General features: G+C 61.4%; 26 protein-coding genes. 11 read left to right on the top strand and 15 right to left on the bottom strand.

Annotated elements, in window-relative coordinates; genetic code table 11:
- Window positions 1-125 precede the first annotated feature (125 nt).
- Both ACTRWK_RS04730 and ACTRWK_RS04725 read right to left on the bottom strand, forming a co-directional pair.
- Window positions 126-1,277 (bottom strand): alkane 1-monooxygenase, encoded by a 1,152-nt coding sequence (locus ACTRWK_RS04730; RefSeq protein WP_462843808.1) that lies wholly within the window; start codon window positions 1,275-1,277, stop codon window positions 126-128.
- A 78-nt stretch (window positions 1,278-1,355) separates the two neighbouring features.
- Window positions 1,356-2,420: an A/G-specific adenine glycosylase gene (locus ACTRWK_RS04725; protein ID WP_037942678.1), complete on the bottom strand. Its 1,065-nt coding sequence runs from the start codon at window positions 2,418-2,420 to the stop codon at window positions 1,356-1,358.
- 84 nt (window positions 2,421-2,504) lie between these two features.
- Between ACTRWK_RS04725 and ACTRWK_RS04720 the strand changes: the two genes are divergently transcribed.
- From ACTRWK_RS04720 to ACTRWK_RS04710, 3 genes are read left to right on the top strand one after another with little or no spacing between them, the layout of a single operon-like run.
- Window positions 2,505-3,014, top strand: a complete 510-nt coding sequence (locus tag ACTRWK_RS04720; protein ID WP_005850403.1) for a DUF721 domain-containing protein — start codon at window positions 2,505-2,507, stop codon at window positions 3,012-3,014.
- A gap of 13 nt (window positions 3,015-3,027) precedes the next feature.
- Entirely contained in the window at window positions 3,028-3,723 is a 696-nt protein-coding gene (locus ACTRWK_RS04715) for a DsbA family protein (RefSeq protein WP_289081326.1), read from the top strand.
- Window positions 3,723-4,835: a CaiB/BaiF CoA transferase family protein gene (locus ACTRWK_RS04710; RefSeq protein WP_005850400.1), complete on the top strand. Its 1,113-nt coding sequence runs from the start codon at window positions 3,723-3,725 to the stop codon at window positions 4,833-4,835. Before ACTRWK_RS04715 ends, ACTRWK_RS04710 begins: the two co-directional genes overlap by 1 nt.
- 45 nt (window positions 4,836-4,880) lie before the next feature.
- Here ACTRWK_RS04710 and lpxK read toward each other — a convergent pair whose 3' ends face one another.
- From lpxK to ACTRWK_RS04680, 6 genes are all read right to left on the bottom strand, one after another.
- Entirely contained in the window at window positions 4,881-5,873 is a 993-nt protein-coding gene (lpxK, locus tag ACTRWK_RS04705; protein WP_289081325.1) for a tetraacyldisaccharide 4'-kinase, read from the bottom strand.
- A complete protein-coding gene (locus tag ACTRWK_RS04700; protein WP_289081324.1) occupies window positions 5,870-7,099 on the bottom strand; it encodes a 3-deoxy-D-manno-octulosonic acid transferase in 1,230 nt (409 codons plus the stop codon). The genes lpxK and ACTRWK_RS04700 overlap by 4 nt, the downstream gene beginning before the upstream one ends.
- A 6-nt stretch (window positions 7,100-7,105) precedes the next feature.
- Window positions 7,106-7,348 carry a DUF4170 domain-containing protein gene (locus ACTRWK_RS04695; protein ID WP_005850395.1) on the bottom strand — a complete coding sequence of 81 codons (243 nt, stop codon included), beginning with the start codon at window positions 7,346-7,348 and terminating at the stop codon, window positions 7,106-7,108.
- Window positions 7,349-7,390: 42 nt separating this feature from the next.
- A complete protein-coding gene (locus ACTRWK_RS04690; RefSeq protein WP_064216093.1) occupies window positions 7,391-8,185 on the bottom strand; it encodes a 3'(2'),5'-bisphosphate nucleotidase CysQ in 795 nt (264 codons plus the stop codon).
- Window positions 8,172-9,518: a TldD/PmbA family protein gene (locus tag ACTRWK_RS04685; protein ID WP_289081323.1), complete on the bottom strand. Its 1,347-nt coding sequence runs from the start codon at window positions 9,516-9,518 to the stop codon at window positions 8,172-8,174. The genes ACTRWK_RS04690 and ACTRWK_RS04685 overlap by 14 nt, the downstream gene beginning before the upstream one ends.
- A gap of 95 nt (window positions 9,519-9,613) precedes the next feature.
- Entirely contained in the window at window positions 9,614-11,143 is a 1,530-nt protein-coding gene (locus tag ACTRWK_RS04680) for a DUF2125 domain-containing protein (protein WP_180828396.1), read from the bottom strand.
- 233 nt (window positions 11,144-11,376) lie between these two features.
- On the opposite strand from ACTRWK_RS04680, the gene ACTRWK_RS04675 reads away from it, so the two are divergent.
- The 3 genes from ACTRWK_RS04675 to ACTRWK_RS04665 all read left to right on the top strand — a co-directional run bounded on the left by ACTRWK_RS04675 (window position 11,377) and on the right by ACTRWK_RS04665 (window position 14,158).
- Window positions 11,377-12,126, top strand: a complete 750-nt coding sequence (locus tag ACTRWK_RS04675; RefSeq protein ID WP_037942693.1) for an SDR family oxidoreductase — start codon at window positions 11,377-11,379, stop codon at window positions 12,124-12,126.
- Window positions 12,123-12,758, top strand: coding sequence for an enoyl-CoA hydratase/isomerase family protein (locus ACTRWK_RS04670; protein ID WP_289081322.1), 636 nt, complete (start codon window positions 12,123-12,125; stop codon window positions 12,756-12,758). The genes ACTRWK_RS04675 and ACTRWK_RS04670 overlap by 4 nt, the downstream gene beginning before the upstream one ends.
- Window positions 12,759-12,955: 197 nt before the next feature.
- The gene (locus tag ACTRWK_RS04665; RefSeq protein WP_289081321.1) at window positions 12,956-14,158 is read left to right on the top strand and encodes a TIGR03862 family flavoprotein; all 1,203 of its coding nucleotides are present in this window, start codon (window positions 12,956-12,958) and stop codon (window positions 14,156-14,158) included.
- Here ACTRWK_RS04665 and ACTRWK_RS04660 read toward each other — a convergent pair.
- The 5 genes from ACTRWK_RS04660 to ACTRWK_RS04640 form a co-directional block, all read right to left on the bottom strand.
- A complete protein-coding gene (locus ACTRWK_RS04660) occupies window positions 14,155-14,745 on the bottom strand; it encodes a glutathione S-transferase family protein (RefSeq protein WP_289081320.1) in 591 nt (196 codons plus the stop codon). The two genes, ACTRWK_RS04665 and ACTRWK_RS04660, sit on opposite strands and share 4 nt — an antisense overlap.
- A 30-nt stretch (window positions 14,746-14,775) precedes the next feature.
- Window positions 14,776-15,774, bottom strand: a complete 999-nt coding sequence (gene holA, locus ACTRWK_RS04655; RefSeq protein WP_009825517.1) for a DNA polymerase III subunit delta — start codon at window positions 15,772-15,774, stop codon at window positions 14,776-14,778.
- Window positions 15,771-16,256, bottom strand: coding sequence for an LPS assembly lipoprotein LptE (lptE, locus tag ACTRWK_RS04650; RefSeq protein ID WP_009825516.1), 486 nt, complete (start codon window positions 16,254-16,256; stop codon window positions 15,771-15,773). The genes holA and lptE overlap by 4 nt, the downstream gene beginning before the upstream one ends.
- Window positions 16,243-18,789: a leucine--tRNA ligase gene (gene leuS, locus ACTRWK_RS04645; RefSeq protein ID WP_289081319.1), complete on the bottom strand. Its 2,547-nt coding sequence runs from the start codon at window positions 18,787-18,789 to the stop codon at window positions 16,243-16,245. The genes lptE and leuS overlap by 14 nt, the downstream gene beginning before the upstream one ends.
- A gap of 85 nt (window positions 18,790-18,874) precedes the next feature.
- Complete coding sequence (locus ACTRWK_RS04640) at window positions 18,875-19,372, bottom strand: DUF3576 domain-containing protein (protein ID WP_168592297.1); 498 nt, start codon at window positions 19,370-19,372, stop codon at window positions 18,875-18,877.
- 289 nt (window positions 19,373-19,661) lie between these two features.
- Here ACTRWK_RS04640 and ACTRWK_RS04635 point away from each other — a divergent pair, with 289 nt between their 5' ends.
- Together ACTRWK_RS04635 and ACTRWK_RS04630 are read left to right on the top strand one after the other, a co-directional pair.
- Window positions 19,662-20,633 carry a porin gene (locus ACTRWK_RS04635; protein ID WP_289081318.1) on the top strand — a complete coding sequence of 324 codons (972 nt, stop codon included), beginning with the start codon at window positions 19,662-19,664 and terminating at the stop codon, window positions 20,631-20,633.
- A gap of 103 nt (window positions 20,634-20,736) precedes the next feature.
- Window positions 20,737-21,390, top strand: a complete 654-nt coding sequence (locus ACTRWK_RS04630) for a YggS family pyridoxal phosphate-dependent enzyme (protein WP_289081317.1) — start codon at window positions 20,737-20,739, stop codon at window positions 21,388-21,390.
- On the opposite strand, the gene ACTRWK_RS04625 is transcribed toward ACTRWK_RS04630, so the two are convergent.
- Both ACTRWK_RS04625 and ribA read right to left on the bottom strand, forming a co-directional pair.
- On the bottom strand, window positions 21,387-21,878 hold the full coding sequence (locus ACTRWK_RS04625) for a L,D-transpeptidase family protein (RefSeq protein ID WP_289081316.1): 492 nt from the start codon (window positions 21,876-21,878) through the stop codon (window positions 21,387-21,389). The two genes, ACTRWK_RS04630 and ACTRWK_RS04625, sit on opposite strands and share 4 nt — an antisense overlap.
- Window positions 21,875-22,963, bottom strand: a complete 1,089-nt coding sequence (ribA, locus tag ACTRWK_RS04620; RefSeq protein WP_037942710.1) for a GTP cyclohydrolase II — start codon at window positions 22,961-22,963, stop codon at window positions 21,875-21,877. The genes ACTRWK_RS04625 and ribA overlap by 4 nt, the downstream gene beginning before the upstream one ends.
- A 165-nt stretch (window positions 22,964-23,128) precedes the next feature.
- Between ribA and ACTRWK_RS04615 the strand changes: the two genes are divergently transcribed.
- The 3 genes from ACTRWK_RS04615 to trxA all read left to right on the top strand — a co-directional run bounded on the left by ACTRWK_RS04615 (window position 23,129) and on the right by trxA (window position 25,820).
- The gene (locus ACTRWK_RS04615; RefSeq protein ID WP_005850360.1) at window positions 23,129-23,815 is read left to right on the top strand and encodes a response regulator transcription factor; all 687 of its coding nucleotides are present in this window, start codon (window positions 23,129-23,131) and stop codon (window positions 23,813-23,815) included.
- Between the two features lie 243 nt (window positions 23,816-24,058).
- Window positions 24,059-24,847, top strand: coding sequence for an exodeoxyribonuclease III (locus ACTRWK_RS04610; RefSeq protein WP_037942712.1), 789 nt, complete (start codon window positions 24,059-24,061; stop codon window positions 24,845-24,847).
- 52 nt (window positions 24,848-24,899) lie between these two features.
- Window positions 24,900-25,820, top strand: coding sequence for a thioredoxin (gene trxA / locus ACTRWK_RS04605; protein WP_037942714.1), 921 nt, complete (start codon window positions 24,900-24,902; stop codon window positions 25,818-25,820).
- Window positions 25,821-25,833: the final 13 nt, after the last annotated feature.

The raw sequence follows: 25,833 nt of genomic DNA, 5'->3' as shown, positions 1-25,833 counted from the left end.
TACGAACACCGCCGGTGTCCTTGCCGCCTCATGAGAAGGCGTGCCCATAAGGACACTCACCTTGGCCCCGCCTTTCATTGGCGGGGTCTTTTTCGTTTCAGGCGGTCAGGAAGGTTCAGCGATGTTCAGCGGGGATAGGGGGTCTTGCCCGCGTTATACTCGGCCCAGTCCGTGATCTCGGGGTAGTAGGTCCGGCGCCATTCCCGCACCCGAGGGTTCATCACACGCCGCCAGACCCAGGGCATCATCGCGGCCATTGTCATGACGGGGTAGCCATAGGGTAATTGCGGCGCTTCTGCGTCGCCATAGGTTTGCAGCACGGGAAACCGCCGGTCGGGTTTGTAGTGGTGGTCGGAATGGCGTTGCAGATTGATCAGCAGCCAGTTGGACGCCATATGCGCCGCGTTCCACGAATGACGCGGCTGGACGTGTTCATATTTGCCGTCACCCAGATGTTTGCGCGTCAGACCGTAGTGTTCGATGTAATTCACCAGCTCAAGCTGCCAGATCGCCACGCCCGCTTGCAGCAGGAACAGGCCCAGACCGACCCAGCCGCCAAGGACCACGGCGAGGATCAGACAGCCTGCTTGCAGCGCCCCATATTTGAAAAACGGGTTGCTCAGGTCGGTCCAGGGTTTGCCCTTGCGTGCCAGCATCGCTTTTTCGGCCTGAAAGCTGGACACCAGCGATTGCCGCAGGACGCGCGGGTAAAAGCGGTGGAACCCTTCGTTATAGCGTGCGGTCACCGGATCGCGCGGGGTGGCGACATAGCGGTGGTGCACCAGCAGATGTTCAGACCGGAAGTGGGAATACAGCACCATCGCCAGCAGCGCATCGGCCCAGAAGCGTTCGCGTCTATTGCGTTGGTGCATCAGCTCGTGGGCGTAGTTGATCCCGATGGTGCCCGTCATGACGCCGACGCCGAAGAAGACGGCGGCTTTCTCCCAGCCGGACAGATGCGCGGCCTGTGGCACGTACCATAGCAACCCGAAGAGCGTGAGAAACTGCACCGGCATCCACGCGGTCGTGATCATGCGATACCAGAACAGGTCGCCGTCTGACGCGTCCGGATCGGCGTTATCAAGGTTCAGCCCCGCGATCGCGTCGATGATCGAAAACAGATACCATGTGACCAGCGGCATCAGGAGCACGGTCCAGCCGCCGACGGTGGCTGAGACCCAGACCAGCGGGATCAGCGCAAAGGACAGGGCAAAAGGCAGCGCACGCCGGAACTGCGACAGCTGGTCGGTGCTTATGTTTGTGGTGGGCGAGGTCATGCTGCACGGCCTTTTCGGGTTATCTGGCCCAAGGGGTCGGGCACAGCTTTGGCTGCGACAAACTATGCCGCGCCGCCGCTAACGTAGCAAGTCATAGGCTTTGCGCATCACCGTGGGCAGGTCCGAGGGGCGGAAATCATCCCGCACGACAAAGTGTCCGCGTGCTGGCACCGTGTCATTCGTTAGGGGCGCGTGCATGACGGTCAGCATCAGGTGAAAATGCGTGAACGTGTGCCGCACCTCCCCTGCAAGGGGCTGCCAGTCGGCGGGGGCAGGCGGTGTGCCTGCGGGGCGCGGGCCGTCTGCCTCGATCCAGTCCGTGCCGGGCCAACCGAGCATACCGCCCAGCAACCCTTTGTCGGGGCGCGTCTCAAGCAGCCAGGCGCCATCCGCGCGCTGCCCCAGATAGACCGTGCCATGCCGGATCGGCTTCGGCTTCTTCGGTGTCTTCTTGGGCAGTTCGGCCGCCGTGCCATTGCGGCGGGCAAGGCAGGGATCGCGCCACGGACAAATGCCGCAGGCCGGGGATTTGGGGGTGCAGATCGTGGCCCCCAGATCCATCACCGCTTGGGCGTAATCTCCGGGGCGGGTGGTTGGGGTCAGCGCCTCTGCACGTGTCATCAGCTCGGGCTTGGCAGCGGGCAGGGGGGTGTGGATGTCATAGAGCCGCGCCATCACCCGTTCGACATTGCCATCCAGCACGGTGAAGGGCAGGTCAAACGCGATAGAGGATACGGCCGCAGCGGTATAAGGGCCAATCCCTGGCAGCTTTAGCAAGGCCGCGTGGTCGGCGGGGAACCGGCCGTCATGATCGGCCACCACAGCGCGGGCGCATTTCAGCAGATTGCGGGCACGGGCGTAATAGCCCAATCCGGCCCATTCTCCCATCACATCCGCATCCGCAGCCGCTGCCAGATCAGCGACCGTCGGCCAGCGCGCGGTGAACCGCTGGAAGTAGTCGCGCACGGTTGCGACGGTGGTTTGTTGCAGCATCACCTCGCTTAGCCAGATGCGGTAGGGATCGGGGCGCACGCCCGCCGCCCGCGCCGCTGGCGGCACGCGCCAAGGCATCGCACGCGCATGGACATCGTACCATTCCAGAAGGATCAGCGGGAGGTCGCCGGAGGGGTCGGTGTCACGCAATGTTTATAACCTTTTCGGTTGGGTATGGCTGGTGATACGAGGCGGGATCGCTATGTTGTGGCTAGTCATTCGGGAAAGATAGTCATGGCGCCACGGCGTACCAGTACAAAAGGGTTCAAAAGGACGGATAGCCTGCTTTCGGCCAAGATCCGTCAGGCGAGCGAGACTCGCGGCTTTGCCCAATCCCGTCTGTTGACCCAATGGGCCGAAATCGTCGGTCAGGACGTCGCGGCCATCTCGCGCCCTGTCGAGGTCAGCTATGGCCGCGGCGGTATGGGGGCAACGCTGACCTTGCTGACGACAGGGGCAAATGCGCCGATGCTGGAGATGCAGAAGGAACAGCTGCGCGCCAAGGTGAACGCCATCTACGGGTTCAACGCGATTGCGCGGGTGCGGGTGACCCAGACGGCTGCCACCGGCTTTGCCGAAGGCCAGGTCGCTTTTGCGCCGCAACCTAAGACCCATCCCGAACCGCCGAACGACCCCGTCTTGCAACAGCGTGCTGCCGAAACCGTCAGCCCTGTCGCGAACGAGGCCCTGCGCGATGCACTTGCACGTCTGGGCGAGAACATATTGAACAAGACCAAACGCTGAAAAAGGAAATCACATGAAACCGACATTCCCCATCCTTGCGGCTGTTGCCGTAGCTGCCGCAGGTGGCTGGTACGCTTTCAGCGGTACAAATGCCGTGAACAGCACACCGATCAACCCGCTGGTGAGCGCGGCCAACGCACAGTCAGCCGACACGGCAGAGGCAGATGCGCCTGCTGCAACCACCGAAATTCGGGACATGACATTGGGCAACCCCGATTCAGCGGTCCAGATCATCGAATACGCATCCTACACCTGCCCGCACTGCGCCGCCTTTGACCAAGGCCCGTTCCAGCAGCTCAAGGCGGATTACATCGACAACGACAAAATCGGCTTCACCTACCGCGAGGTCTATTTTGATCGCTACGGCCTTTGGGCGTCGATGGTGTCGCGCTGCGGTGGCGAGGACAAGTTCTTTGGCATTACCGACATGATCTATGCCGGTCAGTCCGAATGGGTCCGCGCCGGAGAGCCTGCCGCGATCGTCGAAGAGCTGCGCAAAATCGGCCGTTTGGCCGGTCTCGACAATGCTGAACTGGACGCCTGTCTGCAAGACGGTGAAAAAGCACAGTCGCTGGTCGCATGGTGGGAAGAAAACCAGAAGGCGGATGACATCAACAGCACGCCAAGCTTCATCATCAACGGCAAGAAATACTCCAACATGCCCTATGCCGAGATGAAAGAGATCATCGACGCGGCGCTGGAAGAATAATGGCGGCCCCGCTGGCAGGGCTCAAGGTTATTGAGCTGGCACGTATTCTGGCAGGCCCTTGGGCCGGTCAGACGCTTTCGGATCTCGGCTGCGAGGTGATCAAGGTCGAAAGCCCGGCGGGCGACGACACCCGCCAGTGGGGGCCTCCGTTCATCGAGCGCGGGGAAGATAAATCCGCCTCGTATTTCCACTCGGCCAACCGGGGCAAAGCCTCGGTTGTTGTCGATCTGACCACCGATGAAGGTCAGGCCAAGATGAAAGAGCTTTTGGCCGATGCCGACATCCTGATCGAGAATTTCAAAACCGGCGGGCTTGCCAAATACGGGATGGATTACGCCAGCCTGTCCAAGCAGTTCCCCAAGCTGATCTATTGTTCTATCACCGGTTTCGGGCAGGACGGCCCCTATGCGCATCGCGCGGGCTATGATTTCATCATCCAAGGCATGTCCGGCCTGATGTCGATCACGGGTGAACCCGACCGTCAGCCGCAGAAACACGGCATGGCGATCACCGATATCTTTACCGGCGTCTATGCCACCACGGCCATTCTGGCAGCGGTACACCAGCGCAGCCAGACCGGCGTGGGCCAGCATATTGACATGGCACTGCTGGATTGCGCTGTTGCGGTCACGGGCAATCAGGCGATGAACTATCTGACCACGGGCAATGCGCCGACGCGGATGGGCAACGCACACCCGAACCTCACCCCCTACGAGGTGTTCACATCCTCTGACGGGCATCTGATCATCGCCACGGGCAATGACGGGCAGTTCCAACGGCTGTGCCGGATGCTGGGGCTGGATGATATGGCAACCTCGGCAGACTATGCCAAGAACGCCGACCGCGTCGCCAACCGGCCCGAGATGATCCGCCGTCTGAACGGGGCTACCAGCCAACGCACCCGCGACGATCTGCTCGCCGCCTGCGAGGCAGAGGGCGTGCCAGCAGGGCCGATCAACGACATGGCCGATATGTTCGAAGACCCCCAAGTCATCGCGCGCGGCATGAAGGTCGAACTGGACGGAGTGCCGGGCATCCGGTCGCCGTTCAAATTCTCGGGCGCTGAACTGGCTTTGCATCGCGCCGCGCCAAAGCTGGGGCAGGACGACTAGGTTCGCCCCGACACGCTGCCCGGGCTTCGCTGGAAGCTCTGGCGGTTATGCCGGTTTCGGCAGTCGATCCAGCGCGGCAAAAAGCGCGTTTTCAGGATCGAACTTCAGTCGCACAGGCAGGGTTATCACCTTCATTCTGAAAGACGCGGGCAGACGCACCGCGTCTTTTTCCGTTGTGACCAGCTGGGCGCCGCGCAGGGCGGCATCCGCCTCTAGCCGTCCCATCAGCGCAGGGTTCAGCGGCTGGTGATCCTCCAGCGCTTCGGCGTGGACAATCTCTGCCCCCAGATCGCGCAGGGTGGCAAAAAACTTCTCGGGGTGGCCGATGCCTGCGAAGGCCAGCGCGCGGGTGTCGGACCAATCCATCCCCGTTTGCAGGGGGGCGAGTTCGGCACGCACATGCGGCAGCCCGTCGGGCAGGGCGGTCGCGTCAAACTGCGCCTGATCTGCAGCGCCACCGATGGACAGCACGATATCCGCCCGCGCCAGACCCGTAGCAACGGGTTCGCGCAAGGGGCCCGCAGGGAGGCACAGCCCGTTGCCGAACCCCTTGGCCGCATCTACCACCACGATTGACAGATCCTGATGCAGCGCGGGGTTCTGGAAGCCGTCGTCCATCACAATCACCGATGCCCCCGCTTCCGCCGCGGCCTGCGCCCCCGCTGCGCGATCCTGCGCAACCCAGACATCGGCAAAGGCGGCCAGCAGCAGCGGTTCATCCCCCACCTGCGCGGCAGTGTGGCGCGACGGATCAACCTGCACCGGTCCCTTCAGCGTGCCGCCGTAACCGCGCGACACCACATGGGGCGTGTGATACCTGTCGCGCAGGTGTTCGACGACAGCCATGACCGTTGGCGTCTTGCCCGTGCCCCCGGCGTTGATGTTGCCGACGCAGACCACCGGAATATCCAGACGCAGCGGCGTGCCCGCCGCCAGCCTGCGGGCAGTGGCCTTGGCATAAAGCGCGCCCAGAGGTTGCAACAGGCGCGCGCGCCAATCGGGCGTGGGGCGGTGCCAAAAGGCGGGGGCGCGTTTCATGATGTGGCCTCTCGCTGGTCAAGCGTTTCTTGCACAAGGTCGATCACCTTGTCGGTGACGGCCGCACCGCGGCTGATCACATCCCACCCCGCCTGCGCCATCGTCGCTGCCTGATCTGGCGCGATCAGCCGGTTCACGGCGGTGCCAAGCGCTGTGGCATCATTCACGATCCGCGCGGCCCCTTCGGCAGCCAGCCGGGTATAAAGCGGCAGATACCGCCGAACTTTCGGCCCGTACAGCACAGCCGATCCCAGGGCCGCGGCCTCGAACGGGTCACAGCCACCGCTGCCGTTGATCAGGGAGTTGCCCAGAAAGGACACAGGGGCCAGCCGGTAGAACAAGCCGATCTCTGCCGGATCATCGGCGATCATCACCTGGGTCGAGGCGTCGGGATAGCCCGCGTCGCCCCATCGCAGCACGCGAAAGTTCTGATCCTCCATCCGCTGCGCGAAAACATCGGCCTGCTTGGGGTCTCCGGGCGCGAGGATCAGCAACAGCCGGTGTGATAGACGGAGCCCTTGGCGGTGCGCGGTAAGGACGGTGTTCAACTCACCCTCGAGCACCTGATTGGCGAACCAGATCGGGCGCCCCACAACCGCAGCCGACAGATCGGCCAGATCGGAATCCATGCACGGCAACACGCGGCCACCGGCCTGAAGGGCGGGGGTCAGCTCTATGTCCTTGCGGGCGAGCCCAAGCCGGACAAGCCGCTGCATCCCCGCCTCCGACCGCGTCATGATCGCCGAGAAATGCATCAGCAGATCGCGGGTCAGATCGCGCAGCCACCGGTCGCGCCTCCCGTCAAAGCCGTCGCTGTCGGCATCGATCAGGAACATCGGACAGGCCTGTGTGGTCATCTCTGCAATCATATTCGGGTGCAAGCGCCCCCATGCCCAGACACAGGCGTCGGGCTGCCAGTAATCGATAAAGTTTTTGGCAAGCGTCGGGTGGTCTTCGGGCAGGGTATCGATCAGCACGTCGGCTTCGCTACACGGCGGCAGGTCCACCGGCACCAATGCTTGGGGAACGGTGATCAGAACACTCAGCCCCGGACGGCTCCGGCACAGGCGGATGGCCAGATCCTGTATCGCGAACAAGCTGCCGGGTTCGGGGGCGTGGCACCAGACCAGCTCTCCGGTGGGGCGCTTGGCCACGGGGGTGAATGGCGGCACGCCCCCGCGACCGGTAAAGGCGCGATAGGCCGACAGCCCAAGCGACCGCGCCATAAGAGTTTACCCCAGCTCTTCGGTAGAGGAGGCCGCAGCCTCTTCGTCGCGCAGACGGTGCAGATGGGCGATGAAATACCGCATATGCGCATTATCGACCGTGCGCTGTGCCTCGTTTTTCCAGGCGTCATAGGCGCTGGCGTAGTTCGGAAAAATCCCGACGACATGGATGTCATCGACGTTTTTGAACGCGGTACCGGTGGGCGAAATCAGTTCGCCCCCAAAGACGAGATGCAAGCGTTGGGTCATATCGCGGTCCTTTGTTTTCAAACAGATGGCCTTGGGGGCAATCTAAGGGGTGGCTTGGGTCTGGGCAAGGCCGCTTAGCAGCGCCGCATGGACGGCATCGCCCCCCGCGACGACACCGTTCAGGCGTGGATCGGGGTTGTTGAACCGCAGGGGTTGCCCTGTGCGGTCGGTGCATTGCCCGCCTGCTTCGGTGACAATCAGCGCCCCTGCGGCAATGTCCCATTCCCAGCTTTTGCGCAATGTGACCATGCCGTCAAAACGACCCTGACCCACCAGCCCCAGCCGATAGGCCAGCGACGGACGGTGCGCGCGTTTGAAGCCGGGGTCGCCCTTGGTCCAATGCTGCATTTCCATCACCGGTTTCGTGGCCAGCACGGTCGCCTCGGGCAATGTGGCGATGTTGGAGACAGAGATGCTTTGCCCGTTCAGGGTCGCACCGGCCCCCGCCGCCGCGGCATAGAGCCGGTCGAGCATGGGCAGGAACACCACCGCCGCCGTGATCCTCCCGTCGCGCGCAATGGCAAGGGAATGGGACCAGGTGTCGGATCCTTCGATAAAGCTGCGTGTGCCGTCAATCGGGTCGACGATGAACAGATCACGCTGCCCCAGCCGCCGTGTACCGTCGTCGCTTTCCTCGGACAGCCAGCCATAATCCGGACGTGCCGCTGTCAGCGTCTGGTGCAGCATCGCGTTCACCGCAAGGTCAGCCTCCGTCACCGGGCCGGCATCATCGGGCTTGTCCCAACGCTGCGCGGTCTTGCCGGTGAAAGAGGTCGCAATCTCGCCCGAGCGGCGTGCGGCCTCGATCAAAAGGGAGAGGTCATCAAGCGCCGGCAAGGGTCATTCCCGAGACAAGAAGCGACGGCACAACGCGGCTCAGATGCGCGCGCGCGTCATTGGCCGGTACGATCGATTGCAGCATATCACGCAGATTGCCCGCGATGGTACATTCGTTGATCGCGTGGGTGATCTCGCCGTTTTCGATCCACAGACCGGACGCCCCGCGAGAGTAGTCGCCGGTATTGGGGTTGATGGTCGACCCGATCATCGACGTCACCAAAAGACCTGTGCCCATATCACGGATCAGGTCTGCGCGGGTGGCATTGCCCTGGGACAGCGCGATATTCCATGTGGCCGGACCGGGGTTCGATCCGGTGCCGCGTGCGGCATTGCCGGTCGGGGTCAGCCCCAGCTTGCGCGCGGTTGCCAGATCAAGGGTCCACCCCTGCAACGTCCCGTCGTCCACAATGGTGCGGCGCGACGTGGGCAGCCCTTCACCATCGAACGGGCGCGAACCTGCGACGCGGGGGCGAAACGGGTCTTCGATCAGGGACATGCCCTTTGGCAGCACCTGTTCGCCCATAGCGTCGCGCAGCCACGAAGCACCGCGTGCAATCGCCGTGCCACTGATCGCCGACAGAAGATGCCCGATCAGCGCCGAGGAAATGCGTTCATCAAACAATACCGGATAGGCCCCCGTGGGCGGTTTGCGTGCACCCATGCGTTCAAGAACGCGCTCACCGGCTTTGGTCCCGATGTCTTCGGGGCTGCGCAGGTCGGTCTGGAAGATGCGGCTGTCGCCGTCATAGTCCCGCTCCATCCCTGTGCCGCTGCCAGCGATTGCAACGCAGGACAGCCCGCGGTCGGTACGGCGGTATCCGCCCTCGAAGCCGTTGCTGGCCGCCATAAATACCTGTTGCGCGCCATAGCCCGCACCCGCGGACTGCACCTGACTGACACCTTTGACGGCCAGCCCTGCGGCCTCGGCGCGGGCGGCGTCATCCTGCAGCGCTTCGGGCGAAGGCTCGGGCGCGGGGTCGTAAAGCTCAAGCGCCTCGACATCCCAATCCGTCGCCAACTGGTCGGGATCGGCAAGGCCGATGTAGGGATCTTCGGGGGCCTCTTTCGCCATTGCCACCGCGCGGATCGCCATTTCCTCGATCGTGCGGTCCGATGTGTCGGAAGCAGAGACGTTGGCAGAGCGTTGCCCGACAAAAACCCGCAGCCCGATATCGACGCCTTCGGCGCGTTCGGCCTGTTCCAGCACCCCGCCACGCACATCGACGTTCACCGACGTCCCGCGCACGGCCATCGCATCAGCACTATCCGCACCCGCTTGACGGGCGGCATGCAGCAACGACTTGGTCAGCGCCTCAATGGATTGCGACATGGGGGGATACTCCTTGAATGGGTGAAAGACTGCTAGCGCCCCTGCCGCAGCTGTGCAAGGGACGCCAGTCGCTGGAGGGCCGTGGCCGCAAAGGGTTACTTGATCCGCTGCCCATTGGCGAGGATTTGCCCGTCGCGGGTAAATTCGAGCTTGGATTTCAGCGTATCCTCCTCACCCTCGGCCGGGACGGCGAACATGCCCATCATCATACGCGCACCCATCGCCATCTGCGCAGGCAGCAAGCCCGAGGACACCAGCGTATCGATCAAGGTGTTCCCGCCCACTAGCTTGAGGTCAACAGCGCCCGACGGCTTGAGCGCCGTGGGGGCGTTCTCGTCATGCTCGAACGTGACCGCGCCATTGCCGGTCAGCTTGGCCCCCAGTGCATCCACGATCAGCGCATTCAGGTTCACGCTATCGAGCTGTGCTGGCACCTGTCCGGTCTCGGCCATTCTGGTCGCGGCCTCGGGGTCAAAGTAATCCATCAGCAGCCGCGCCTTGCCGGACACATCCAACGACAGGTTGGCCGGATCGCGGGGCAGGGTGCCTTGCGGGTTGATCATGCCCCAGACCATATCCGACATGGTGAACCCTTCGAGGTTCAACCCAAGGGCCACGTCCTGCGCATCGTCGGTCTTGAGCACCGGCGCGCTCAGGTTGAACGCCGCATTATCGAGGCCGAAGGACAGAAGGAATGGAAACTGCTGCGGCTGCACTGACAGCGCCATGCCCTGACGCGAACCGGCATAGCTCATGCCGTCGGCGCTGGTTTCCACCGTCAAACGCCCCCCTTCAGAGGCGACAGCGGCAGACATATTACCGTTCTCGGGATCTTCGATGTCGACCGTCATGGTGCTGTTGCCGCTGGTGAACGTGCCCGCGCCGGTCATACCTGCCCGCAGCATCGCGGCCATATCACTGGCCTGCGCGATACCCAGTGGCAACCGCCCGTCGCCGTCGAACGTCATATCCGTCGAGGTGCCGTTGATCGTCGCGATGGCGGGCTCTTTGGGGTCTTTGAAGCGCATGTCAAACGTCATCGACGCAATGGACCCGTCCTGCGCATAGGCGCGCATATCGTCCAGCACCGATTTAGAGGCGTATTCGACGTTGTTCAGCACCACATTCAGCGAGGCGTTGTCGGGGCCGAAGGTCTCGTCGCCCACCGTCATCTGATCCAGCGTCAAGCCTAGAAGACCGGCAGCATAGGCGCTGCTCAGGTCGGTCGGCGTCCCGCTCACGCGCATGTCCTGGCCGGTCTGGTTCACGGTCAGCGCTGCGCGCACGCGGTCTTCATCCGGGTCGGTCGGGGTGATTTCGAACACCAAGGGCATTGCGTCGGGCATGACCACCGACACGGTGCCATCGTCGTTTTGCACAAGGCTCAATTGTTCAAGCGACATCGAGATCTGGCCCAGATCAGGCTCGCTCGTCAGATCAAAGCGGACATTGCTCACCGCGAGCGTATCCCCGGATACCTTTTCGGTAGCCGTCAGCGCATAGCCCATGCTTTGCATATGGTCCTGCCAGTCACGCCACACATCCTGCGGTGTCACATCCGCCAAAGCGCTGGACGAGGTGAAAAGAACTGAAAGGGCGGCACTGCCGAAGAGAGGGCGGATCATGAAAAATTCCTTTGTCGCAAATCGCGGGCGGCTATCCGGTGACAGCGCGGTTGCGCTAAAGGTAAGCGCCCGACGCCACCTTACAAGGCAAAGCGACCCGCGCCAATCTGCGATGTTCCGCCCGCGGGGGCGCTTTTGATTGGCGCTGGCGGATGTTGTTGCTAACGATGTCACCAAACGCCGTGCACGGCAGGCCCCGTGCGGGGCTTATTGATGACGAAGGGAATTATACGATGGATATGACAGGTAAAACCGTGATGATCACCGGTGCCAGCCGCGGGATCGGGGCCGAAGCGGCACGGGTTTTTGCAGACGCAGGTGCGAATGTCGTGCTGATGGCGCGGTCTCAGGACGCGATTGCCGATCTGGCGGGCGAAATTGGCAAGCAAGCCATCGCGATCCCCTGCAACGTGGCCCGTTTCGGTGAGATGTCCTCGGCGGTGGAAACGGTGCTGGGGGCCTTTGGCGGCGTCGATGTGTTGATCAACAACGCCGGTGTGATCGAACCGATCTCGCATCTTTCCGCGTCGGACCCTGACGAATGGTCGCAGGTCATCGATATCAACCTCAAGGGTGTCTACAACGGCATGCGCGCTGTCTTGCCCGTGATGAAAGACGCAGGCGGCGGGTCGATCCTGACCATCAGCTCGGGTGCCGCGCATCACGCCATCGAAGCCTGGAGCCACTATTGCGCGTCCAAAGCGGCGGTGAACATGATGGGCCGCTCGATCCACCTGGAGGAAGCCGCGAACGGGATCCGCGCCATCGGTCTGTCGCCGGGCACGGTCGCAACCCAGATGCAGCGCGAGATCAAGGCAAGCGGCATCAACCCCGTCAGCGAACTGGCATGGGAAGATCACATCCCCGCCGATTGGCCCGCGCGGGCCCTGTTGTGGATGTGCAGCGCCGAGGCCGACAAATACTGTGGCGAGGAAATCTCGCTGCGCGACGAGGGCATCCGCAAAGCGATTGGTCTGGTATGATCGATTTCGACCGCGAAGGCCCCGTCTGGGTCGCGACGATCAACCGGCCGGACAAGGCGAATTCCCTCACCCACGAGTTGCTGGTCGCCCTGGCCGAGTTCATGGAGGACGCCCAAGCCGCCCGCGCGGTGATCCTGACGGGGACTGGCAAAGTGTTCAGCGCCGGTGCCGATCTGGACGAGGCGCGTGCGGGGCTCGCTGTCTCTGACATATGGGAGCGGCTGTCGGGTGCGATTGCCGCGCTCCCGGGGCTGAGCATCTGCGCGCTGAACGGGACGCTGGCGGGGGGCGCTATGGGGATGGCCTTGGCCTGCGATCTGCGGATCTGCGTGCCCGGGGCCAAATTTTTCTATCCGGTTATGAAGCTGGGGTTCTTGCCGCAACCCAGCGACCCCGCACGTATGGCCGCCTTGATCGGCCCTGCGCGCAGCAAGCTTATTCTGATGGGCGGTCAGAAGATCACTGCCCAAGAGGCACTAACGTTCGGCTTGGTCGATCGTATTGTGCCAGCCGACGAGCTTATGCAAAGCGCACGCGATATCGTCGCCGATACCGTTGCCGCCACGCCCGAAATTGCCACTGGGATCAAAGCGATGTGCGCCCCGCCCGAAACCCCTGCCGAGATGCCCTAGGTCAGGCGGTTAGATGAACGGGACAAAGGGCACGCCGCAGCTTGCCAGCAGTGTAAGGCCCGAGATGATTAAAATGATGCGCATATTCTGCCCTTTTATTGGAATAAGCACGATCGTCGTGCATTTGGTTTAAGGTCAAGTTAATGGTGCCGCTGTAACTCACAGCTGTATCCTTAACCCGAATGGAAGAGCACGTCATGACATCAGAAAATTTGCCCGCCCGCCGCGGGGTTGTCATCGGCGCGGGGCCTGCAGGGCTGATGGCGGCCGAAATGATGGCCGCGGCAGGCTTGGCTGTGACGGTCTGCGATCACAAGCCATCCGTCGGGCGCAAGCTGTTGATGGCGGGTAAATCGGGGCTGAATATCACCAAGGCCGAAGACCACGCCAAATTCCTGAACGCTTTTTCGACGGCGAAAGAACCGCTTGAACCCATTCTTAACCGTTTCGATGCTACGGCGGTGCAGGAATGGGCCAAGGGATTGGGGCAAACCCTGTTCACCGGCTCTACCGGGCGGGTTTTCCCGACCGTGATGAAGGCGTCGCCGCTGCTGCGTGCGTGGCTGGCGCGGCTGGCCGATGCAGGTGTTGCGGTGAACACCCGTTGGCGTTGGACCGGATGGGAAGACGGCGCGCCGGTGTTCGATACGCCAGACGGCATGAAAGGCTTGCCGGCCGATGTCACTGTGCTGGCCATGGGCGGGGCAAGCTGGTCACGCTTGGGGTCCACCGGCGCTTGGGCCTTGCCGCTGCGCGACGCGGGCGTCGATATCGCGCCTTTTGCGCCTGCCAATGCAGGAATCGCGATGAACTGGTCGCCGCATATGGAAGCGCATTTCGGCGCGGCGCTGAAAGGGATCGGCTTGAAATCAGGCACCTACCGATCGCGGGGGGAGGCGGTGATTTCCGCCCGCGGATTGGAAGGCGGCGGGATCTACACCGTGTCGCGCGGGCTGCGTGAAGGGCATCCGCTGATGCTGGACCTGCTGCCGGATCAATCCCGCGAGGCGTTGGTCGAAAAGCTGGCTAAGCCGCGTGGCAAGATGAGCGTGGCAAACTATCTGCGCAAAACGCTCAAACTGAATGTGGCCAAGATCGCGCTGCTTCAGGAAATGGCGCGCCCCTTGCCGGCGAACGCGACTGACTTGGCGAGGTTGCTGAAAGCGCTGCCGGTGAAGCACGCAGGGCTGCGCCCACTGGACGAGGCGATTTCAACCGCAGGCGGGGTAAAGCTTGATGCGCTGGATGACGGGTTGATGTTACACGCCCGCCCCGGCGTTTTCGTTGCAGGCGAAATGCTGGATTGGGAGGCCCCGACGGGCGGGTATCTGATCTCGGCCTGCCTTGCGACAGGCCGATGGGCCGGACAACACGCTGCCGCTTGGGCGCAGCGGGATTAACCTTCGCGGGTGGCGGCGGCCTTGAACGCGGGGCGGTCACGCATGGACTTTGCCCAATTTCCCAGCTTGTCATCCACCCGCGCAAATCCCGCGCCGATGGACCAGTTGATGCAATGGGTCGCCAGCAAATCCGGTATGGTGACTTCCTCCCCCATCAGGAACGGCCCGTCCAACCTGTCTGACAGGATCGCCGCAGAGCGGGCGAATTCGGCTTTCAGGCTATCCTTGATCTCGGGGACGCGCTGTTCCTGCGGGAAGACAAAGCTGTGTTTCGCCGCAGCCCAAAGGATCGCATCCATTTCGTCGATCAGCCAGAAGGTCAACGCATCCTGATGCGCTCGGGCCGCGGTGCCAGGGGGGGCGGTCAGCGCGCCGTGCTTGTCCGCCAGATACTGCATGATCGCGACAGAATCGGTCAGCACGTCGTCACCGTCCACAAGTGCGGGAATTTTGCCGGACGGGTTGTATTGCTTGGCCTCGTTCGAACGTGGCGCACAGGGCAGGTGATCGTAGGGCTGGCCCAACTCCTCGAGCATCCACATCACCCGCATCGCCCGCGTTTTGGTTGCCCCGATTACCTTATACATCGATATTCCCTCCCAAGAATTAACCTGAATTTAGCGTTGTGCCCCCAGCATGGCGAGGCGGATAAAGGCGCGTTCGACCAGCGCCATCGTCGGCGCGTGTTGGCCTGCTGATCGAAGCGTTAGGTCGGTGTCTGTCAGCACGGTCAGTGCGGTTTCCAGTTTGGCCGCGCCCCAGTTTTTGGCCTGACGCATGGCGCGATCGCGGTCGCGGACGCCCCAGATCTGGCCGCCCGGATTGCTCGCGATGCGGTAAAGCGTGCGAAAATGACGTGTCGCCATGATGATCAGCGTCACGGCGTTCACCCCTTGGGCCTGCAGCTTGGCCATCACGGGGCCGATGTCGCCCGCGCGCGCCTCTGCCACGACATGGAGAATGTCGTCGACCTCTGCCTCTGTCGAGGTGGGGGCGCAGTTGGCCACATCCTCTGCCGTGAGCGGGCCTGCGTCGCCGATCTTATAAAGCGTGATTTTATCGACCATTTGACGAAAATCGCCCGGATCAAGCACCCGCGCCAATTCACTAAGCGCCCCCATCGCATCCGCCTCGGGGCTGAGCTTTGCTTCGGCAAGCACGCGTTCAATCTCTGCCCGGTCGGGTGGATTGTCGTAGATCGGGGTGGCGAAAGCGTTCTTATGCGCCTCGAACGCCTTGAGCACCTTGGAGGTTTTTTTCAGATCCCCCGCCGACACGACGATCTGCGCGTCGCCCGGCTGCCAGTCGGCCAGTGCATCGGTCAGGATTTTGGCGATATTGTCGTTGGCGTCTTCCACAAAAGCCGCGCGCGGCCCCGGAAAGAAACCTACCGCCTTGATCGCGTCCAGCAACATGGGCGCATCCCGCCGCAGGTCAGCGGCCTGAATACGGGTCAGGCGCATTTCCTCTTCGGCATTGGGGCCCAGCAGGTTTTTCAGGAAAGTCTGCCGTTTCAACGCGACGCGCATCGCATCGCCGCCATAAATCAGCAGCCCGGTCTTAGTCGGATCGGGCTTGGCGAAATAGGCATTCGCGTCGCGTGGGGGCAGCTTCATGGGGTCAGATCGGCCGCGTAAAGGCGGGTGACCAGCTGGTCGGCCAACATGACCATCAAGCGTTTTTGGGCATCACGTTCTGCCGCGAGCGTTGCAACAGTCGAACCGGTCGCGGAATAGCCGGTAAAGTTTTCGACATTTCCTGACACCTCGATCTGACCACTGCTGAGGTTGCGCAGGGCGAAATCGACCTTGCCGACCAGATTATACCGTGTGGTGTTGTCTTCGCTGTCGATCGCCAACCCCTCTTCCGAGGTGTCGACGGTCAGGGCCAAAGCATATCGCGGGCTGGCGGCGCGACCCAACCGCGTCTCGATCTCGCGAACGAGCGTGTAGGAATAGGCATCATTCGGCGCGTCGACCTGCACCGCGTTTTGCAGCGCCGTGCCAGTGCCGCCGGGGCCGTAAACGGGTTGAAACCCGCAGGCCGCCAGGACCAGCAGTGGCAGTGCGATAAGAAAACGGCGGTTAAGCAACGACATTGACGATCCGTCCGGGCACAACGATGACCTTTTTAGGCGTGGCCCCATCAAGGGTACGAATGACAGCTTCGTGGCTCAGCGCGATCTTTTCAACCTCTTCCTTTGGCATATCGGCAGGTACCTGAATTTCCGCGCGGCGTTTGCCGTTGATCTGGATCGGCAGGGTCACCGTATCGTCGACCAGCATCGCCTCGTCTGCTTGCGGCCAGGTCGAGGTAGTGATCAGACCGTCGCCGCCTTGCGCGGTCCAGATTTCCTCTGCCAGGTGGGGCGTCATCGGGGCCATTAACTGGGCCAGCGTCATGATCGCTTCGCGCTGTGCGGCTTTGCCCGCCTTGGATTTCTGCAACGTTGCGGTAAAGGCATAAAGCTTGGCAATCGCGGCGTTGAAGCCAAAGGATTCCACACCCATTGTGACATCGTGGATGGTCTTGTGCATCGCGCGCAGCAGATCGTCGTCGCCAGTGCCTGTGGCGCTATCGTCCATCTCGGCGATGCGGCTGCTGATGTTCCACACGCGGTTTAGGTGCTTATACGCCGCCTCTGCCCCGGATGCGGTCCATTCGACATCGCGTTCGGGGGGCGAATCGGACAGAACGAACCAGCGGGCGGTATCCGCCCCGTAATTCGCGATGATCCCCAGCGGGTCGACCACGTTTTTCTTCGACTTCGACATCTTGGCCGAGGGGATGACTTCAACCTCTGTCCCATCGGCGAGTTTGCCGTCGGTCACATCTTCGGGCAGGTGATAGACGGGGCGGTCATTTGCGTCGCGGGTTTGGTAAATCTCATGTGTTACCATGCCTTGCGTGAACAGTGCGTTAAACGGCTCAATCGCTTTTTCGGGCAGATGGCCGGTGATCTGCATCGCGCGGGCGAAGAAGCGCGAATACAGCAGGTGCAGAATCGCGTGTTCGATGCCACCGATATATTGGTCCACATTCATCCAGTATTCCGCATCCGCCATATTGGTCGGCGTGTCAGCGCGTGGCGCGGTGAAGCGGGCGAAATACCAAGAGGAATCGACGAATGTGTCCATCGTATCGGTTTCGCGTTTCGCGGGCGCACCGCAAGACGGGCAGGCGCAGTCGCGCCATGTGGGGTGTCGGTCCAACGGGTTGCCGGGCGTGTCAAAGCTGACGTCATAGGGCAGCTCGATCGGCAGGTTCTCTTTCTTTTCGGGCACCACGCCGCAGGTGTCGCAATGCACGACCGGGATCGGGCAGCCCCAGTAGCGTTGCCGGGACAGGCCCCAATCGCGCAGGCGGTATTTGGTCACGCCTTGGCCCACGCCCTGCGCTTCGCAGGCGTCGATGGCCGCAATGATCGCCTCTTCGCCGGTTTGCCATTTCTCGCCGGCAAAGCCGCCGTTGTAATACACTTTTTCGGATTTCGCCGGCACGAAGGGCGCGGAGAGCTTTGGGTCTGCGTCCTCGGACGGCAAGAAGGTCGACGTGATCGGCAGCCCGTATTTGGTGGCGAATTCAAAGTCCCGTGCGTCATGGGCGGGGCAGCCAAAGATCGCCCCCGTGCCGTAGTCCATCAGGATGAAATTCGCGATATAGATGGGCAGTTCCCACGCGGTATCGAAGGGGTGGCGCACACGCAGGCCGGTATCCATCCCCAGCTTTTCAGCAGTCTCGATCGCTTCTTCTGTCGTGCCGCCCTTGCGACATTCGGCACAGAAGGCCGCGATTTCGGGGCTGTCTTTCTCGAGCAGTTTGGCCAGCGGGTGATCCGGCGAAATGCCGACAAAGCTTGCGCCAAGCAGGGTGTCGGGGCGCGTGGTGTAGACTTCGATCCGGTCGAAACCTTCTGGCGCGTCGATGGTCGAGAACGCGAATTGCAGACCGCGCGATTTGCCGATCCAGTTCGCCTGCATCAGCTTGACCTTCGCGGGCCAGTTATCAAGCGTGTCCAAAGCATCAAGCAGCTCTTCCGAGTGGTCGGAGATTTTAAAGAACCATTGCGTCAGCTCGCGCCGTTCCACCAGCGCGCCAGAGCGCCAGCCGCGCCCTGCCTCGACCTGTTCGTTGGCCAGAACGGTCATATCGACCGGATCCCAGTTCACGATGGCGTTCTTGCGATAGACCAGCCCTTCCGACAGGAAATCGAGGAACAGCGCCTGCTGCTGGCCGTAATATTCAGGGTCACAGGTTGCGAATTCGCGGGACCAGTCGATCGACAATCCCAGCGGTTTCATCTGGTCGCGCATGTCGGCGATGTTGCCATAGGTCCAGTCTTTTGGGTGGCCGCCAATAGCCATCGCGGCGTTTTCAGCGGGCATCCCGAAGGCATCCCAGCCCATCGGGTGCAGCACGTTATGCCCCGTCGCGATCTTGTAGCGTGCGATCACGTCGCCCATCGTATAGTTCCGCACGTGGCCCATGTGGATGCGCCCCGACGGATAGGGAAACATCTCAAGCACGTAATACTTTGGCTTGTCGGCGTTGCGTACCGCTTGGAACACATCGTTCTTTTCCCAGGCGGCTTGCCAGCGGGCTTCGATTTCGGCGGGAGAGTAGGAGGGCATCTTGGCGGACCTTATCAACGAAAAACGCCGGGCGAGCGACTAGCGCGTGGCCCGGCGTGATAATGGGGAATAGACGGGTGCGGGCTTAGAATTTGGCGTCGGCAATGCGCATTTCACGCGCACGGCTCAGGATCGCGTCTTCGACCGCGCGAGAGGTTGCTTTGCTGACCGTGCGGCCACCACGGGTTTGCAGCGCGATGTTCAGCGACCGTGCATCAAGCGCGGGATCATCAATCAGGACCGTCGCGCGGTAGGACTGGCTGCCCCCCGGGGGGGTGCCATAGCCGGTCACGATCACGCCGGTATAGGGGTCGATGGATTGCACAGGCAGGAAGTTGAGAACTTCGAGCGACGCGGACCAAAGGTATTTGTTGACCGACACGCTGGTATCAACATTCTTGCGATTGAAAATCGCCCAGATCGTGTTGTCTGGGTCCATCTCGACATAGTTGGGGTTTGTGGGCTCAAGGCCAAGATTGGGGTCGCGATCCGCGGGTGCGCCAAAGTTGAGCGCGCCGCATGCGCCAAGCGCTGAGACCACCACGAGGGCTAGTGTAGATTTGAATACCGAACTGCGCACCATCTCGACCGTCCTTTGCCTGTTTGCGCACAGGTCTATCCAAGCGGGGTTCGGTGGGCAAGCGCAATGTCAGTATATACTAGAGTACAGGGCACCTGTGCCTCTGCGTTCTTGGCCCGTCCGAGCATTCAGCGGGGTTGCACAACTGTGACATAGCTGCATCACAGTTTTTTCCAATGATGCCAAGGCTTCCGCGATCCTTGCCAAAACTAGGGCAAACGCTGAAAACACCTCTCATACCTTTACCGGATTCCCCGGTATGGGCATATGAATTCAAACCGAGGGATAACTCATGAAAAAAGTTCTCTTCGCTACAACAGCTCTGGTTGCGACCGCTGGCGTTGCAGCTGCAGACGTTACATTCGGCGGCTACGGCCGTTTTGGTGTCATCTATGTTGAAGGCGCAACAAACGAAACAACCATCACCAGCCGTTTCCGTCTGCAAATCGACGCGACAGCTGAGTCCGACAACGGCATCACCTTCGGTGCACGCGCTCGTATCCAGCAGGACAACGACGGCGACAGCAACGGTGCAAACCTCGGTGAAGATGCAGCTTCCGCAGGCGGCACATTCCGCAGCGACCGCATCGAAACAGGCATCAACGGCATCCGTTACTTCGCGCGCTCCGGCGGTCTGGAAGTCGGCGTTGGCAACATCTACGGCGCGATCGACTCCATGCCCGGCATGTACCCCGTCGAGCTGGGCCTGACCGGTCTGTCCTATGACTACATCATCAACGGTGCCGGCGCGTACTCCGCGACATACGACTCCGATGGTAACGGCGCAGCTGGCCGCAACGGTGTTGAAGTTCTGTACGCAATGGGCGACCTGAAAGCGCACCTGTCGTACTCCGAGCTGGACCTAGTTGCGAACAACAACGACCTCGAAGGCGAGCGCATCGAAGGTTACTTGGCGTACACATTCAGCGGCTGGACCGTTGCTCTGGGTCTGCAAGACTCCGACATCGCAAACGACACTGAAGTTGCTCTGACAGTTGGCGGTAACGTCGGCGTTGCAGACCTGACATTCGGTTATGCTGACAACGGCACCGGCGGCGACGCATTCGCGATCACCGCAGCGTTCGACATCGGTGCGGCAACACGTCTGACAGCTGTTGTACTTGACCAAGAATCCTACACCGACACCGTATACGGCGTTGGCGTAACACACGACCTGGGCGGCGGTACATCGCTGCGCGGTGGTGTTCAGAACAACCGCAACGGCGCAACCGTTGCTGACCTGGGTGTTCGCTTCAACTTCTAAGTTGAACGATACAGTCTAAAAGAGGGGCAGGCCGTTGGTCTGCCCCTTTTCTTTTGCGCCAAGCTGTTGTTCTGTGCGCCCTCAACAACAAGGGCCGACTGACATGAGCTTGCACGACATCACATCCCGCATCGCCAAAGCCGAAACCGACGCAGGCCGCGCGCCGGGCAGCGTTGAGCTGATCGCCGTGAGCAAGGTGCAGCCGGACGCGCGCGTTGCGGCGGTGCTGTCGGAAGGTCACCGCTGTTTCGGCGAGAACCGCGTGCAGGAGGCCGAAGGCAAATGGCCCGCTTTCCGGCAGGAGTTTGACGGCGTAAAGCTGCATCTGATCGGCCCACTGCAAAGTAACAAGGCACGTAGCGCGTTCGAATTATTTGACGTCATTCACACGCTTGACCGCCCCAAACTGGCGCAAACCTTTGCGCGGCTGGCGCAGGAAATGGGGCGCTGTCCTGATATGTTCGTGCAGGTTAACACCGGCGAAGAGGATCAGAAGGCCGGTGTTCTTCCAGCGGATGCCGACGATTTTATCAAGGAATGTCTGTCACTTGATCTGCCCGTGCGCGGGCTGATGTGCATCCCGCCGGTCGATGAAGAAGCCGCGCTGCATTTCGCGCTGCTGGCCAAGATTGCTGCGCGCAACGGGGTGCGGGATTTGTCGATGGGGATGAGCAGCGATTTTGAAAAGGCCATCGCGCTTGGGGCGACCCATGTGCGCGTCGGCTCCGCCATCTTCGGGGAACGTACCGCAGGCTAGACGATCAACCTGCTGTGCCGGGTCAGCTGCGCGGCGATCCGGTGCAGATGCGCGCGTGAAAAGGCGACGCAGCCTTCGGTGGGATAGCCCGGTCGGCGCTGCTGGTGGATAAAGATCGCCGACCCGCGCCCTGCAACGGCATCGGGCCAGTTCCAATCTGTCAGGATCACCAGATCGTATAGGGGATCGGCACGGCGCAGAACCTCGTGGCTGTGCGGGTAGGGGGCCTGCACAAGGCTGTTGTAGTCGCCCTGCGTCCCGTCATCAGACCAAAGATCGCGCGTGCCGATCGGCATCGCCCACGGCACAGGGGCGGGAATGCGGTCGGGACGGTAGAGCATACCGACAATGCGGTGAATGCCCGCGGGCGTCGCCTTGTCGCCCTCGCGCTTATTGCGGGTGATACCGGTTTTTCCGATGGTGCAGGGGTAAAGTTGCCCCTGAAACCGGACGCCCCGCGGCGTAAGGACCAGATCGTCGGGTGTCACAGAAGGTGCCCGGATTTGGCGGCTTTTGTGGCAAGGTAGGCGTGGTTGTGGCTGTTCTCGCCGACCTTGAGAGGGACGCGCTCTGCGACTTTGACGCCGCTTGCCTCCATCATCTCGACCTTGCGGGGGTTGTTGGTCAACAGACGCACCGATGAAAACCCCATTGATGTCAGGATGTCCGACCCCAATCGAAAATCCCGTTCATCGTCTTCAAAGCCCAGACGGTGGTTCGCCTCGACCGTGTCAAAGCCTTGATCCTGAAGGGAATAGGCGCGCATCTTGTTGGTCAGCCCGATGCCGCGCCCCTCTTGGTTGAGGTACAGCAACACGCCGTGCCCTTCCTTGCCCATCTGCGTCAGCGCGGCATGCAACTGCGGCCCGCAGTCGCATTTCAGACTGCCCATGATATCGCCGGTAAAGCAGGCCGAATGCAGTCGCGCGAGCACGGGTTTGCTGCGATCGGGGCGGCCGATTTCGATGGCGTAATGTTCCTCTCCGCCGTCGTCGGGGCGGAAGATATGCAGACGTCCGGCCTCTGAGACCTCCATCGGGAGACGCGCATTGACCACCGGATGCAAGGGGCTGCGCGCGGCAAGGATCGGTTGTGCCGCGCTCAGGTTGATCATCGTCAGGCCGTTTTGCTGGGCGAACTGACTTGCATCCGCAAGGTCGAGTATCACAGCAGCGGGTAGCAGGCGCGCTGACTTGATCAGATCAATCGCCAGGCCGTGCGGCGTCGCATCGCCCCCACGTGCGCAGGCCAGCGGGCCTTTCAGGGGGCTGCGCAGATCGTCCGCCGGATCCGCGATGGATTTCACCCATCGCAACGTGGCGTCCCGTGGCAGGAGGACACGCGCAAAGCTGCCATCGTAGGCGCGCGCTTTCAGGGTTTCGGCGCGCCGGGCGCTGATCACCAACACCGGTTCGCCACCCATGGCAAGCAGGCCGGTCAACCGCGCGGGCGTCAGCGTTTCGGCAGCCATAACCAGAACTGGCCGCGATCCCGCCAGTACAATGGGAACGCCCAAACGCAGGTCCGCACGGGCGCGTGCCAGTTGCTCGGTTATATCGGGCCCAAAAACCATGATTTGAAATCTTTCATGTTATGTTGTCACATTTCTTACTGCAGAAACCGGCGGATTGAAACATTGCGCGACAATTTCGCACGGTCGTGTGATCAAACACCTGCTACTCTTGCACGCACGGCTTTGTGAACACATCTAAAGTAAAGTTGTAGAGGATGAGTTGATATGGCCCAGCTAAAGAAAATCTTGCTCGTAGATGATGACGATGACCTGCGCGACGCGCTGAGCGAGCAATTATTGCTGACCGAAGACTTTGATGTATTCGAAGCAGGCAATGGCGCAGACGCCAAAACCCGCGCCGCCGAAGCATTGTATGATCTGGTCATTCTGGATGTTGGACTGCCGGACATCGACGGGCGTGACCTGTGTCGCGACCTGCGTACCCAGGGCGTGAAAAGCCCGATTCTGATGCTGACGGGGCATGACAGTGACGCGGATACGATCATGGGTCTTGATGCGGGCGCGAATGATTACGTCACCAAGCCGTTCAAATTCCCCGTTCTCTTGGCGCGCATCCGGGCACAGCTGCGCCAGCACGAACAATCCGAAGAGGCGATTTTCCAGCTTGGGCCCTATACGTTCAAACCGTCGGCCAAGCTGTTGATCACCGAAGACGACAAGAAAATCAGGCTGACTGAAAAAGAGACGAATATTCTCAAGTTCCTATACCGTGCTGCCGCGGGCGTCGTCCCGCGCGACACGCTTTTGCACGAGGTCTGGGGCTATAATGCCGGTGTCACGACGCACACGTTGGAAACCCACATTTACCGTCTGCGCCAGAAGATCGAGCCTGATCCCTCGAACGCAAGAATTTTGCTAACTGAATCAGGCGGTTACAGAATTATTTCATAATTGTGGAACCCAAGCGGGCGCCACTGGTTATTCCTGCGAGAGACGGGGTTTTCATGACCCGTCGATCGGTTTGAACCCGAAGTTTGTATCCGGGAAATGATACATACCTCCCTGTTGGACTAGGCCGGGCCCTTGTGCCCGGTCTTTTTTTGTCCGCAGCCCGGAAGTCCCGGGAATTCGGCATGGTGGACGCTGCGCATTTCGCGGTAGGGTGCGCGCGATCTGACCCAAGGGAGCTGCCTCATGCCTTTCACGCTGGCCACATGGAATATCAACTCTGTCCGGTTGCGCGAACCGATTGTGCTCAAGCTGCTGGCTGAACATGGGCCGGATGTGCTGTGTTTGCAGGAATGTAAAAGCCCGGTCGACAAAATCCCCACCGCGGCCTTCATCGAAGCGGGCTACACCCACATGGTGGCGCGAGGGCAAAAAGGATACAATGGTGTGGCAATCCTGTCGCGTCTGCCCTTGGAGGATGCCGGTGATCAAGATTTTGCGACGCTGGGCCACGCGCGCCATGTTGCGGCAAAGCTCGAAAACGGGGTGACGGTGCATAACTTCTATGTGCCCGCTGGCGGCGACGTGCCCGACCGCGAGGTGAACGAGAAGTTTGGCCAAAAGCTCGATTATCTGGCAGACATGCGCGACTGGTTCCACGGCGACAAACCCGAGAAATCCATTCTGGTGGGCGACCTGAACATCGCACCGCGCGAGGATGACGTCTGGGATCACAAGAAGCTGCTCAAGGTGGTAAGCCACACACCGATAGAGGTCGAAAAGCTGGCCGAGACGCAGGACGCCGGTGGTTTTGTTGACGTAACGCGGCAGGATATCCCGCAAGGCAACCTGTACAGCTGGTGGTCCTACCGCGCCAAGGATTGGGATGCGGCAGACAAGGGCCGCCGGTTGGATCACGTCTGGGCAACGCCCGATATCTCGGGCGCGGCACATTCCAGCCGCGTGTTGCGCGACGCCCGTGGTTGGGAAAAGCCCAGCGACCACGCGCCGGTCTTTGCGACATTCGACCTTTGAAATAGACAGACGCGCCCTCATATAAAGGGCAACCCCAAGCGAGGATTTTGATATGATGGATTTGAACCTTTCCCCCGCCGGTACCGGTGATGCCGATCTGATCAAAGACACGAGCGAAGCGACCTTCATGTCCGATGTTGTCGAGGCATCGCAAACGGTGCCGGTGATTGTCGATTTCTGGGCCCCGTGGTGCGGCCCGTGTAAGACCCTTGGCCCGATGCTCGAAGACGCGGTGCGCGCGGCCAAAGGCGCGGTCAAGATGGTCAAGATCAACGTTGACGAGGCCCAACAGATCGCAGGCCAGTTGCAGATCCAGTCGATCCCGACGGTTTATGCTTTCTTCAAGGGCCAGCCGGTTGACGGGTTTCAGGGGGCCCTGCCACAGTCCGAGATCAAGGCGTTCATCGACCGCGTGATCAAAGCGGGCGGCGGCGCTGCCCCCGGTGAAGAGCTGTCAGAGGCCGTGGCCGCTGCGGATGACATGCTGGCCGAAGGGGCGGCGCAGGACGCGCTGGACACTTTTGCCGCGATCCTGGGCGAAGACCCGAACCATGCCGGTGCTTATAGCGGGATGGTGCGCGCCTATATCGCGTTGGATCAGCTTGATCAGGCCGAAGCGCATCTGAACGGCGCACCCATCGAAATCTCCAAAGCGCCCGAGCTTGAGGCCGCGCATGCGCAGCTTCAACTGGCACGACAGGCAGCCGACGCGGGCCCTGTGGCAGAGCTTCAGGCGGCGGTGGATGCCAACCCTAATGACATGCAGGCGCGTTTCGATCTGGCGCAGGCGCTGTATGCGCATGGCGACACGCAAGCCGCTGTGGATCAACTGCTGACGCTTTTCGGCAAGGATCGTGAATGGAATGACGGGGCCGCCAAGACGCAATTGTTCACCATTTTCGAGGCGTTGAAACCCAACGATCCGATTGCGCTGAATGGTCGTCGTAAACTTAGCTCTATGATATTTGCATAAGGCTGTGCGCGCC

The sequence above is a fragment of the Sulfitobacter sp. G5_S2_6_S6 genome, from assembly GCF_054968505.1.
This window is presented reverse-complemented; position numbering and strand designations above follow the sequence as displayed.